The following is a 12,130-nucleotide window of genomic DNA, read 5'->3' as shown; positions in this document are numbered from 1 at the left end:
GGTGTCGCTGACCGGTCGGTCAGTCACTGGTTGTTCTAACATCGCCCGCCAGATCCAGCAACCGCATTTTCGGGCCAACCTCTCCCTTGACCGACCGACCGGTCACCCTCTAGCTTGAGATGCGTTCCTGCAGGGTTTGCCTGCGTGAATCAGGGAGGACTTCACTATGACTGACGCAACCCGTCGGATTTTTCTCAGTGCAGCCGCGCTCGCCGTGGCTACCTCATTTGCGCCAATCGGCGCCCTTGCCCAATCCAGCGATCCGATCCGCCTCGTGGTGCCTTATGGCGCCGGAGGGCTGCTGGACGGGCTGGTTCGCGAAGTGGGCGACCGGATTGCAGCCGAGCTTGGTCAGCCGGTTCTTGTCGATAATCGCCCCGGATCGAACGGCATCATCGGCGCGACATATGCCGCCAATGCCGACGCGGACGGTCTGACCTACTTCGTCGGAGCCACCGGGCCGCTGTCGCTGAACGTGCTGCTGCGCGACGATCTGTCGTATGACATGGACTCGTTCGAGCCGGTCGGCACGATGATGAGCGGACCGCTGACGATCACCGTTCCCAGCGCGCTGAACGTCTCCACGCTGGAGGAGCTGAAGGCGCATGCCGAAAGCACTGGGCAGCCTCTGCGCTACGCCACGCTCGGGCCGGGCAGCGTGACGCATCTGTTCGGCATGGTGCTGCAATCGGAACTGGGCGTGCCGATGGTAGACGTTTCGTACCGGGACAATCCCTCGCAGATCGTCGACCTGATCGCGGGCCAGAACGATCTGAATTTCGCGACCCCGATCTCGCTTGTCGCGCATGTAAACTCGGGTGACGTGCGGATGCTCGCCATCTCGTCGCCCGAACGCGACCCCGGCTTCCCTGATCTGCCCACCACGACCGAACTGGGCTTCCCGGGGCTGGTCTCGTCCTTCTGGTTCGGCTTTCTGGCACCGGCCGGCACCCCAGCAGAGGAAGTGTCGCGCTTCAGTGCTGCATTGCAGAACGCGATGAGCGATGAAGAGCTGCAGCAGCGAATGCGCAATGCAGGCATGCAGCCGAATGTCGGTGGCCCGCAGGAGATGCAGGCGCAGCTAGATTGGGACATGGATTTCTGGGGCGGCGTGATCGAGGCGAACGGCATCACCATCGAATAATTCGCTCCCGTAAAGCCCAGGAAAGCCCCGCTCAGGCGGGGCTTTTTGCTGTGGCGAGGATCAGTGCCTGCGGATGCCGTTCAACACGATATCCGCGTAGCGCTCGACAATTTCTTCCGCAGTGTGGGTCTTGGCCGGGTCATACCAGCGATGCATCCAGTTGACGCCGGACAGGATCAAGCGTCCGGCATCGGCAGGATCAACCTCACGGAACTCCCCTGAGGTGATGCCTTCGCGGATCAGCTCGCGCAAGCGTTGCTCGAACGCCTTGCGGCGAGCCAGCCGTTCTTCCTGCCGATGCTGGTTTCGCTCGCTCCAGAAGGCATTGCTGGCGGCAATCCACGCGGCGCGATGCTGGGAAAAGAAACTGGCGGTCGCCACCATGAAGGCGCGCACCTTCTGCGAGGCGCTGCCATCCGCCGGGATGCGCGCTTCGACAAAGCTGTTCAAATGCTGCGTCGATTCGAATGCAATACGGGCATAGATGGCGTCCTTGCTGGTGAAATGATGGTAGAGCAACGCCTTCGACACCCCCGCTGCCGTCGAGATGTCGCGCATGGATGTGGCATCGTAGCCCTTTTCAGCAAAGATCTGCGCCCCGATAGCCAGCAGGCTGCGCACCCGGTCGCTGATTTCCGCCTCGGGCTGATTGTCGCTGCCAGTCTCATTCGTCATGCGTGTCTTCCTGTCTGGTGGCTGTCCGAGCCTGAGCATTGACTGACCGGCTGGTCAAGCATTTCCACCATCGCCGCGCTTCAGGGCATCGCCCCAGTTCTTCACCACGAAATCTAGATAGCAACGAAGCTTTTTCGGAATGAAGGGCGCTTCGGTATAGGTGACGAATATCCCCTCTTCGAAAGTTGTGTTCGTCACGCGCAGCTCGGGCAGAACCTGCACCAGATCGCCGGTCGCCAGATGATCGGCCACGGTATAATCGTCGAGCAACGCGATACCCTTTCCGGCAAGCGCCATCGACAGCAGGACCAGCCCATTGTTGCTGCTGAACGCCGTGGGAGCGACAATTTCCTCGTCGTCGGAAGCGCCCCGGAAGCGCCATGTGACACGCTCGTGATTGATCCAATAGGTCAGACACTGATGCGCGTGCAGATTCTTCGGTGTGGCGATGGCTGGCGTGCGGGCCAGATAGGCCGGGCTGGCGACCAATATCCGGTGGCTGCGAAACAGCCTGCGCCGCACCAGCCCGCGTTCCTCGGGCGGGGCAATGCGAAAGTCCAGATCGAAGCCGTCCTCGCGCAGGCGAACCAGCTTTTCCGAAAGGTGCAGGTCGACCACAAGGTCGGGATACACTTCTCCGAAAGCCGGCTGCAACCGCGCCAGGACCGAAAAGCCGAACATCGTGCGCGAATGGACGCGCAGCAGCCCCTGCGGCTGCTCGGTCTGGTCTGCCACGGCAGAATCTGCAGACCGGACGCTTGCGAGGATGCCGCGTGCATCGCGCAGGTAGTTCGTCCCGCTTTCGGTCAGCGCCAGAGCACGCGTTGAGCGGTGGATCAGCGTCACGCCAAGGCCGCTTTCCAGATCGTTTATATGACGCGAAACACTGGCCGGTGACAGCCCATACAGGCGCCCGGCCGCCGAGAAACTCCCGGTCTCGGCCGTGGCCACAAAAAGCTCGAGGGCACGCAGCTTGTCCATCTGGCCTTTTCGCAAATCGGAATTCTGAACTGCGTTTTTCGCCGGTTATCGCATTCGGCGCAAGACTGTATCCATTGGGAAAGGTCCGATCAGGAGGAGAAAAGACCATGGATTTCGGTGCTTTCATTCTTGCGCAGCAGCGCGGCTATCATCAGTCCTCGTCCGAGGTGATCTCGAATTCCGTGGAGCAGACCGTCAGGGCCGAACAGGCCGGTTTCTCCAACGCTTGGTATGCCGAACACCATTTCAACAATTATTCGCTTTCGCCGTCGCCGCTGATGATGGTGGCCCATTGCGCGGGCAAGACCAGTACGATCCGCCTCGGCTCCGCGGTCTGTATCCTGCCACTGTACCACGCCCCCCGGTTTCTGGCCGAAGTCGGCCTTGTTGACACGCTGTCAGGGGGGCGGCTGGAGCTGGGCATCGGCTCGGGCTATCAGCAGTTCGAATTCGAGCGCTTCGGCACCTCGCTGGATGAGGCAGGCAAGATCTTTGCCGAATATCTCGACGTGCTGCCCAAGGCGTTGACGCAGAAGATCTTCGAGCATCACGGCCAGTACCTGAACATCCCGCCCAGCTCGATCGCCGTGCGGCCGGTGCAGGAACCGATGCCACCGATCTGGGTCACCACGGGCAACCCGAGGATGCGCGAGCGGGCCTTCCGCGAAGGCTACAATCTGTTCGTCACGGCCTTGCTGGGCGGCACCGACGCGATCCGCGGTCTTCGCGAAAAGCTGGACGCCGATATCGAAGCCTCGGGCACCGATGGCAGCCGCAGCCGGATCGGCTTTCTGCGCTGCGCCTATGCCAGCGACAACCGGGCCGAGGTGAACAGCTATCTGGCGAACGCGCAATTCCAGCGCCGCCTGTCGTTCAGCCTGAAGGACCGCACCCAGCAAACCGACGACGGCTATTTGATGAAGGAAGTACCGCATCCCACCGACATGAGCTTTGACGAGATGCGCGCGAACCTGCCGGTGGGCAGTGTCAATCAGGTGATCGAACGGCTGATCGAAGAAATCGAGATCCTGCGCCCGGACCACATCGCCGTGCAGACGCAACTGGGAGACTTCGACCAGAAGACCATGCTGCGGCAGCTGGACCTGTGGGGCGAGACGATCATTCCCGCCGTCACCAAGGCCGTCGGCAGCGAGCGGCTCAGCCTTAACGCGGCCGAGTAAGGCCATGCGCATCGTGCTGAATGCGGGCGTCGCCCCGAAGCTGGAGGAGGCGACGGATTTCCGGCGCTTCTGTATCGAGCTGGGGGTCGGCACCCCGGCCGGGCAGCCGCTCGATCTGGCCAGCGTGCTGGCTCCGGTTGCCGAGCTGGACACATCCGGGCACGCCTGGGTGCGTCCGGATGCGATCCGCGCCCTCACGCCGCTGTCCGGTTCCGCTGATTGGCAGCAAGGCTTCACTGCGATGATCGGCTTTGCCGCAAAACACGGCTGGCTGGATGTTCAGGGCCGGATCCGCGCCCATGTCGGGGCACCCGCGGTCCCGGCCCCAGTGCCGGCGGATGCCTTCCGCAGCGCAATGCGGCGGTTTGCCTCGGGCGTGTGCGTGGTTGCCACCGGCGAGGGCGACGAACGCTGCGGCATGACGGTTTCGGCCTTCAGCTCGGTCTCGGCCGATCCCCCCTTGGTGCTCGTGTGCCTCAACCGCGCGGCGACCGCCCATGACCGGCTGACGGGGGCCACGCAGTACAGCATCAACATTCTGGATGCCGGGCAAACGGAGGTCGCCATGACCTTTGCTGGCCAGCGCGGACTGAGGGGTGCCGAGCGGTTTTCCTGCGACTGGGATCAACGCATCGGCACGCCGGTACTGACCGGCGCGCATCAAAGCCTGATCTGCGTGCCTACCGCCCGCCATGTCGCCGGAAGCCATACGGTCCTGATCGGAACGGTGATCCACACCACCTCCAGCGCCGAGGGTACCGCATTGCTTAATTACGACGGCCAGATGATGCCGACCATATGCGCCGCCTGACCTGCGCATTGCTCCGCGTCTCACCCATGAGGATCCGATGAAAGATCCTGATCTGATGCGGGTGCTAGACCGCGAGGCAATCCGCGACTGCCTGTACCGCTATTGCCGTGGCATCGACCGCGCAGACGAGGCCGCGCTGCGCTCAAGCTACTGGCCCGACGCCACCGATCGTCATGGAGCCAGTTCAGGGCCGGTCGAAGGGTTCTTCGAGCGGGTCCAGGCCGCATGGGCGCGCGGCGTGCGAAACGTTCATCATGTCGGCAATATCCTGATCGAGCTGAAAGGCGACGGATTTGCCACGGTGGAGAGCTATTTCCTGGCCCTGCAACGGGGTCGCGGCCCTGATGGCATCGAAACCCAGGTGCTCATATCCGGGCGGTATTGTGATCTTTTTGCAAAACGCGATGGCGAATGGCGCGTGTTGGAGCGCGTTGTGGTCTATGACTGGGTCGATCATCAGACCCCCGCCACCGGCTCCGAGGACGAGCGCTTCGGTGCCCGGCTTCCCATCGGGGGTCGCTGCCCCGACGACCCGGCCTACTGGCCGGGACGAGACTTTCCCACGAGCTGACCGCCCCGGGCTTCCCAACGAACCGTGAGATCACGACGAATGACTTTCGCCTCGGCTGGCCATGGGTTCCCGCGGGCACCGAGTTCAAGCTTCACGCGCGGAGTGATGTAGTCCATGCCCTTATGGTCGACCGCCGGAAGCGACGGTGGGCAGTGGAAGTTCACCGTCTGAGCGTCGGTATGATCGACCGCGATCGACCATTCGCCATGTTCCGGCTCGCCAAGCTGCTGAACGATCGCAGCACGCAGGGTCGGAACGAGTTTGTCGGCGATATGCCGCTCGACGTCCGCGACCAAGTCGCTGATGAGCTGCCCTGACTTCTTACGGCTGATGCCTTCCTTTTTCATACCCCCATCTTGTGTGGAACGGCCGCCGCCGCACTCCAGGGTGCATCAGCTATCACAGGCATTGCCGGCGACTACATGCGATTCGGCAACGCCATCACGATGTCGGGGAACATGATAAGCAGGAGCACCACGACAATCTCGGCCGCGATGAACCAGATCAGACCCTTGAAGATCGTGCCGAGGCTGATGCTGTCGCCGACGATCCCCTTCACCACGAAGGCATTCAGCCTCACCGGCGGCGTGATCAGCCCGATCTCGATGAACTTGACGACCATGATGCCCATCCAGATCTTGTCGTAGCCCGACGCCTCGAAGAACGGCAGGAAGATCGGAACCGTCAGCAGCATCAGACCGAGCGGATCGAGGAACATGCCGAGGATCAGATAGATCGTCGCCACGAACAGGAGCAGCAGGAGCGGGCTGAAGGCCATCGCTTCGGCCAGTCCCGCCATATATTGAGGCAGCCCCGCAAAGGTCAGGAAGCGGCTGAAGAAGATGGCGCCGAACCAGATGAACAGGATCATCGATGTGCTTTTCAGTGCTTCCAGCACTGACGAACCCATGACGTCGAAGGTGAGGGTCCGGTTCATCGCCGCCATGACGAACGCCGCCAGCGCTCCCACGGCCGCCGCTTCGGTGGTCGTCGCGATGCCGGTGTAGAGCGACACGATGACGATCAGGATGAGAATCGGAAGCTGCCAGATCTCGGCCAGCACCTGAAAACGCTCCTTCCACGTCACCGTCTCGGTGACTGGAGGCGCAAGTTCGGGCCTCCACGTGCATCGCGCGATGATCATGACGGCATAAGCGAGCGCGGTGAGGATGCCGGGAAAGATGCCGGCGATGAACAGCTTGCCGATCGAGGTTTCGGTCATCATGCCGAAGATGATGAGCATGATGCTCGGCGGGATTAGCGATCCCAGCGTGCCGGCGGCGGCGACCACGCCTGTCGCCAGGCCCGGATCGTATCCGTAACGCCGCATTTCCGGGATTGTCAGCCGGCCCATCGAGGCGGCGGTTGCCATGCTGGAGCCGGACGCGGCGGCAAAGCCGGCGCATCCGAAATTGGTCGCCACCGCGAGGCCGCCGGGAAGGCGTGAGAACCATAGCCGCATCGCCCTGAAGAGGCTCGTGGTCAGTCCCGAATAATAGGCGATCGAGCCCATCAGCAGGAACATCGGCACCGCCGACAGCTCCCATTTGGCAACGAACGCATAGGGCATGCTGCGCGCTGCGCCGTAGACGGCGTCCCATCCGCGGATGAAACCGATGCCGATCAGCGACACGGCACCGAGCGCGACCGCGATCGGGACGCGCAGGGCCAAGAGGAAGAGGAGCGCGCCGATACCGGCGAACCCGATCACAAGAGGCGTCATTTCAGGCTCCTGATCAATGCGCGGCGTGGTCGGTGGCCGGACCGTCCGTGTCGTCACGGAAGCCTCGAACCAGCTGGACGAGAATGACGAGGGACATTCCAACAAGGCCGAGCGGGACAAGCAGCCTCGACGGCCACATCGGCAGGTCGGTCTGGATGATGGTGACGACCTCGTTGCGCGCGAAAGAACGAACCGCCTCCTGCCAGCCCCACCACCCTATGAAAGCCACGTAGACCAGCGAGAAAAGCTGCGCGCCGCGGTCCACCCATACGTTCATTCGCGCGGGAAAGAGATTGGACACCACCTCCACGATTACATGCCCTCGTTCTGCCTGGACGCGCCCCAGCGGCAGGAAGACGACCGGCAAACCCGGCGCGATTCACTTAAGGTTTGACATCCTGCCTCTAGCATGGCTGCTCTTCGTTCAGAGCAGCTTTTGAACTGGAATAGCAAACTGTGAACGAAAACCTCTTAAAACAGGCTCTGAGCCGCAGTCACGCTCAGATGGGCGCATGGATCAATATGGTCCACAATCCGGGGATCCTCCCGCTGATGAAAAGCGCCGGGCTCGATTTCGCCCGGCTCGATATGGAACACACCGGTGTTTCCATTGAGACTGTGGCCACCCTTGCCCTAGTTGCGCGCAGCATCAATTTTCCGCTGGCGGTCCGGCCGCCGGTGGCGAACCGGGAATGGATCACGCGGCTGCTCGACATCGGGGTCTGGAACCTCCATTGCCCTCAGGTCGAAAGCGCAGCACACGCCCGCGAGATTGTTCAGGCCTCGCGGTTTTCTCCGCTTGGCCTTCGCGGTCACGGTTATCCGGGTCCGGCCACGGATTTTGACATTGGTGGATCGGTGGCAGAGCGGCGGACTTTCGCCAATGCTCAGGTTTTCGTTACGGTAATGTTTGAAACCGCTGCCGCTTTCGAGGATCTGGAAGAAATCGCGGCGCTTGAAGGGATCGATGCGCTGACAATTGGACCAGCGGATCTCGCCCAAGATCTTGGTGTGTTTGGCCAACCCTCGCAGAACACGGTTCTGGCCGAAAAGCAGGAGCTGATTCTTGCGGCGGCGAAACGCCATGGCAAGGTCGGGGCTGTTCTCTGCGCCACGCCCGGCGAAGCTGGGCTATGGCGTGACAAGGGCGCCCTGCTGCTGGCCTGTTCCAGCGATGCAATGATTCTTCAGCAAGGGTTTAGCAGGATTGCAGACGAGTTTGGCCGGGTGCAGCCTAGTCAAGAATGAACAGGAAATACGCCTGACCCGCGTGCGCGTTCTTCGTTCGGATCCGCGCGCGACGCGGTCATCAGGTGGCCGCGGTCGCCGTGGCGCGCAAGCTGGCCGTTCTTGTCTGGCACATGCTGACGAAGGAGAAGGACTATCTGTGGGCACGGCCGAGCCTGGTGGCGCACAAGGTGCGAGGCATGGTTCTGCAAGCCGGAAAGCCACAGAAGAAGGGAAACTCGCGCGGTCCGACCGATGCCTATCACGTGAAGGAACTGCGGCATCAGGAGATGAACATCGCCCGGAAAGCCGAGGAGAGCTACGAGCACCTCGTCGGGTCCTGGCGCCTACGCCCGCCCAAGGGAAGGGCGCGCGGGCGCCTCAATCCGGCAAGGCTTGAGTAGGCTGCCTGGCGGCGCTCACAGCCGATGCACCGCGCTTCGCCACGAGGTCGCCCGCGCATGGAAAGAGTACCACGATCCAAATCGTATCGCTTGTCGATCTTACCCGTCGAGTGCAGCTTCGCCCGGCGCTCCTTCGGGAAGGTCATGTAGGCGAGCACGTCCGGCTCGGGCGTCGTCGAGGATGGCGGCGAGCTTTGGCACCTTGGGTCGGATCTGGTCGGCGACGGCCCGCCACTGGGCGCTTGCGGCTTCCGGTGTTTCCTGCGCGAAGGCGGTGGCGATGAAGGCCGAGACGACGCGGCGACCGCTCTTGCCAGCATGCGCCAGCACGTTCCTCATGAAGTGGACGCGACAGCGTTGCCATGTCGCCGAGAGCACCTTGGCGGTGGCTGCTTTCAGGCCTTCATGCGCATCGGAGACGACGAGCTTCACGCCGCGCAGGCCGCGCCGGGTGAGTTTGCGCAGGAACTCGGTCCAGATCGGCTCGGCCTCCGACGTGCCGATCTCCATGCCCAGCACCTCGCGTCGACCGTCTGCGTTGACGCCGACCGCGATGATGACGGCGACGGAGACTATGCGCCCGCCGCGGCGCACCTTCAGATAGGTGGCATCGATCCAAAGGTATGGCCAGTCGCCTTCGATCGGGCGATCGAGAAAGGCCTTCACCTTGCCGTCGATCTCTTCGCACAGCCGCGAGACCTGGCTCTTGGAGATGCCGCTCATGCCCATGGCCTTGACCAGGTCGTCGACTGAGCGGGTCGAGATGCCTTGGACGTAGGCCTCCTGGATCACCGCCGTCAGTGCCTTCCCGGCCATGCGGCGCGGCTCCAGAAAGCCCGGGAAGTAGGAGCCCTTCCTGAGCTTCGGGATGCGAAGCTCGACGGTGCCCGCCCGTGTCTCTCAATCCCGGTCGCGGTAGCCGTTGCGTTGGGCAGTCCGAAGCGGGTTCTTTTCGCCATAGCCGGCGCCGGTGCCGCCCCCACCCCTATCTCCATCAGCCGCTCGGCGGCGAAGCCGATCATCTCGCGAAGAAGATCGGCGTCAGGTGCCTTCTCTACGAGCGCGCGCAGGTTCATCATGTCGTCGGTCATCGGTATTCCTTCCAGTGAGGAGTTGGTGTCGCAACCAGACCCTACCGGAAAGCGCCGATGACCACCGCCCTAACCAGCTACACCACGTCCAGGGACGTCACCCGATCCCCATCACGCAAGGACTATAGAGGACTGTCCGCTTAGGAAGGTGCATTGTCCGGTACCTGAACGTCTCCTCTGGAGTTGTGGGCCGAACGTCGGCTTCCGAGTGCCGGACGACGCAATGCCGTGAGATCGGTAAAGTATAGCTGCGGCATACGTTCTCCAGAGTGGAGCGCCTTCGGCGCGATTCATTCTTGAATGCGAGGGGTTCCCCTCGCGCTCTCCCGTTCGCCACGTGGCAGGGGTGCAGGACTTTGCCTGCACCCCATAGACAAGCTTATGGAGTCGCCGCCGCCTCAAGCGTTATCCTCGCTTCGCTGCGGGAACGCTTGACCCGGACGTCTGATGAGACCCACCGGAAACGTCGATGAAGCCCTTTATGCCTGATTCTGAGACAGAACACAGAGTCAGGATAAGATCGCGCCAAGCGGCCCGTGGTCAAAGATGAATTGCGCGGACATGACGTCCTCCTGTTCTGGATGTTGAGACGAAAGCGCCGCCGGAGTGGACCGGCGGCGGGTTGGGCATTCGAAAGAGAAAGGTGGTGGGGCTATTCGGCGGCCTCGCGGAACCCTTCGCTGTCGTCGTGGTCCGGGTCGACCGGTTTGGCGCCCGTGCCGTCCGGCTCCTCGTCCTCCTCGGTGACCGTGTTGGACGCGAGCCACGCGGCGAGCGCGTCGCGGTCGGGTGCGAAGAACGCCGAGGGATGAAGGAAAGTCTGCTTGTTGAACGCCTCGACCAGCGCCGCCCGCGTATCCTTGACCCGGGGCCGGGGCAGGACGGACGTGCCTTCGCACGATGCTTCGAGGGCGGAGCGCGACAGGCAGGACAGGAACTCCTCCGTGCCCATGTTCGGCAGGAAACCGTCGGCGCCGATCACATCGCCCGCAGCGCAAGCAACGATGCCGCTATTGGTCCGGTTCTCCTGGCAGGAGAGCACCTCGATCAGCATCGAGCGAACCGCGACGCGCAGGGTCTCCATGTCGAAGGAGAGCTTGCCCTCGGCGTCGAAGAGCGAGGCGGCGTGGCGCGCGATCCTGCGATTGCCATAGTAGTAATCGTCTCCACCCCCATTGGCGGAATCGACCCTGACATTCTGGCCGGCGAAGGCGAGGACCAGCAAGGCCATCAGCGTGTCGTCCTCGATCGGCGCACGACCGAGCGCCTCATGAAGGGCGTCGGTGCGGAAGTCGCCGATCATCTCGATGCCCTTGCGGGTGACGTCGGGCCGCGTCTTGGGCATCACGACGGCATCCTCGCCCGAGGACCCCCTGCCCTTGGCCGCTTTCGGCTCCGGCGTGCGGAAGTGAACGGTCTGCACCTTGCCGTCGCGATCGAGATACATGGCGGAGTGATCGCACTTCTTCGGCTTGCCGTAGACCCGTTCGGCCTTCTTGGGCAGCTCCGGCTGGCCCCATGTATTGGCTTCGGTGATGACCCCCTTCTTGGGTAGGTTCCGCGTCATCCACTCCTGCTGCGCACCGAGATAGGCCTCGACGTCAGTGGTGTAGCGGCTGTCCTCGTCGGCGGGCGCGAACAGGTCTTCGACCCAGGAAATGCCGTAGGCTTGGGCAAGTTCGTCGTCGAAGCTCGCGTCGCGCGCATACATGCGGGTCTTGGAAAGGCCGTTGGCCACGCTCCACCAGGAAACCTGGGGATCGTCCTTGCTGGGCTTGTGCGCCTTCCAGACCTCCTTCTGTTCGTCGAGCGAGGCGGCCGCGATCGTGCGGAGCTGGCTTTCGTTGGGCATGTCGCCCTTGGCCATATGATCGAGCATGGCCGGCAACACATTGGCAAGCAGCCGCAGCTTGCGGATCTGGCGCACCGAAAGCGCGAGCGCGACGGCGATCGCCTCTTCGGTCCAGCCGATGGCGACGAGGCGCTCGATCGCACGCCACTGGTCCACCGGATTGAGCCCTTCATGGGCGAGGGTTTCGACGAGCGAACGCATGGCGCCGCCATCCTCGGCGGCTTCTCCGACGATGACCGCGATCTCTTCGAGACCGGCGGCGATCGCCTGTTTGACGCGGCGATGCCCGGCCTGGATGACAAAGCCATTGCCGCCATCGGCCTGAGGCGCCACGACGGGCGGCTGCACGATGCCGACCGCCTTGATCGTTGCGAGCAGCAGCGCATCGGCCTGGGGATTGGATTTCGAGCGGCGGGCCCTGTCGGGGTTTTCGACGAGCGCGCGCGGATCAACAAGCTTGATTTCCATCG

General features: G+C 62.9%; 11 protein-coding genes and 2 pseudogenes. 6 read left to right on the top strand and 7 right to left on the bottom strand.

Annotated features, from left to right (window positions below):
• Positions 1 to 166: 166 nt before the first annotated feature.
• The gene (locus tag GM909_RS15190) at positions 167 to 1,144 is read left to right on the top strand and encodes a Bug family tripartite tricarboxylate transporter substrate binding protein (RefSeq protein WP_157017298.1); all 978 of its coding nucleotides are present in this window, start codon (positions 167 to 169) and stop codon (positions 1,142 to 1,144) included.
• A gap of 60 nt (positions 1,145 to 1,204) precedes the next feature.
• On the opposite strand, the gene GM909_RS15185 is transcribed toward GM909_RS15190, so the two are convergent.
• Together GM909_RS15185 and GM909_RS15180 are read right to left on the bottom strand one after the other, a co-directional pair.
• Positions 1,205 to 1,765 (bottom strand): TetR/AcrR family transcriptional regulator, encoded by a 561-nt coding sequence (locus GM909_RS15185; protein ID WP_235911912.1) that lies wholly within the window; start codon positions 1,763 to 1,765, stop codon positions 1,205 to 1,207.
• Positions 1,766 to 1,873: 108 nt separating this feature from the next.
• Entirely contained in the window at positions 1,874 to 2,800 is a 927-nt protein-coding gene (locus GM909_RS15180; protein ID WP_157017294.1) for a LysR family transcriptional regulator, read from the bottom strand.
• Positions 2,801 to 2,907: 107 nt separating this feature from the next.
• Here GM909_RS15180 and GM909_RS15175 point away from each other — a divergent pair, with 107 nt between their 5' ends.
• Genes GM909_RS15175 through GM909_RS15165 form a run of 3 tightly spaced genes read left to right on the top strand, consistent with a single transcriptional unit; the run spans position 2,908 to position 5,363 of the window.
• Complete coding sequence (locus GM909_RS15175; RefSeq protein ID WP_157017292.1) at positions 2,908 to 3,981, top strand: LLM class flavin-dependent oxidoreductase; 1,074 nt, start codon at positions 2,908 to 2,910, stop codon at positions 3,979 to 3,981.
• A 4-nt stretch (positions 3,982 to 3,985) separates the two neighbouring features.
• On the top strand, positions 3,986 to 4,792 hold the full coding sequence (locus tag GM909_RS15170; protein WP_157017291.1) for a flavin reductase family protein: 807 nt from the start codon (positions 3,986 to 3,988) through the stop codon (positions 4,790 to 4,792).
• A gap of 37 nt (positions 4,793 to 4,829) precedes the next feature.
• The gene (locus GM909_RS15165) at positions 4,830 to 5,363 is read left to right on the top strand and encodes a nuclear transport factor 2 family protein (RefSeq protein ID WP_157017289.1); all 534 of its coding nucleotides are present in this window, start codon (positions 4,830 to 4,832) and stop codon (positions 5,361 to 5,363) included.
• Here the strand turns inward: GM909_RS15165 and GM909_RS15160 are convergent.
• The 3 genes from GM909_RS15160 to GM909_RS15150 form a co-directional block, all read right to left on the bottom strand.
• Positions 5,330 to 5,710 carry a nucleotidyl transferase AbiEii/AbiGii toxin family protein gene (locus tag GM909_RS15160; RefSeq protein ID WP_157017287.1) on the bottom strand — a complete coding sequence of 127 codons (381 nt, stop codon included), beginning with the start codon at positions 5,708 to 5,710 and terminating at the stop codon, positions 5,330 to 5,332. The two genes, GM909_RS15165 and GM909_RS15160, sit on opposite strands and share 34 nt — an antisense overlap.
• Before the next feature lie 71 nt (positions 5,711 to 5,781).
• Positions 5,782 to 7,086, bottom strand: coding sequence for a TRAP transporter large permease (locus tag GM909_RS15155; RefSeq protein WP_157017285.1), 1,305 nt, complete (start codon positions 7,084 to 7,086; stop codon positions 5,782 to 5,784).
• Positions 7,087 to 7,099: 13 nt separating this feature from the next.
• On the bottom strand, positions 7,100 to 7,453 hold the full coding sequence (locus GM909_RS15150) for a TRAP transporter small permease (RefSeq protein ID WP_198174272.1): 354 nt from the start codon (positions 7,451 to 7,453) through the stop codon (positions 7,100 to 7,102).
• Between the two features lie 89 nt (positions 7,454 to 7,542).
• Here GM909_RS15150 and GM909_RS15145 point away from each other — a divergent pair, with 89 nt between their 5' ends.
• Entirely contained in the window at positions 7,543 to 8,334 is a 792-nt protein-coding gene (locus GM909_RS15145; protein ID WP_157017281.1) for an HpcH/HpaI aldolase family protein, read from the top strand.
• Positions 8,335 to 8,351: 17 nt separating this feature from the next.
• Positions 8,352 to 8,717 (top strand): annotated as a pseudogene (locus GM909_RS15140) (IS110 family transposase); the annotation flags it as partial.
• An 89-nt stretch (positions 8,718 to 8,806) separates the two neighbouring features.
• Here the strand turns inward: GM909_RS15140 and GM909_RS15135 are convergent.
• Positions 8,807 to 9,808, bottom strand: a pseudogene (locus GM909_RS15135) (IS256 family transposase); the annotation flags it as partial.
• Positions 9,809 to 10,460: 652 nt separating this feature from the next.
• Positions 10,461 to 12,128, bottom strand: coding sequence for a ParB N-terminal domain-containing protein (locus GM909_RS15130; RefSeq protein ID WP_157017279.1), 1,668 nt, complete (start codon positions 12,126 to 12,128; stop codon positions 10,461 to 10,463).
• Positions 12,129 to 12,130: the final 2 nt, after the last annotated feature.

It is taken from the genome of Mesorhizobium xinjiangense (genome assembly GCF_009749525.1).
In the GTDB taxonomy this organism is placed as follows: Bacteria; Pseudomonadota; Alphaproteobacteria; order Rhizobiales; family Rhizobiaceae; genus Mangrovimarina; species Mangrovimarina xinjiangensis.
The sequence above is the reverse complement of the archived record's forward strand: the minus strand, read 5'-3'. Positions and strand labels throughout refer to the sequence as shown.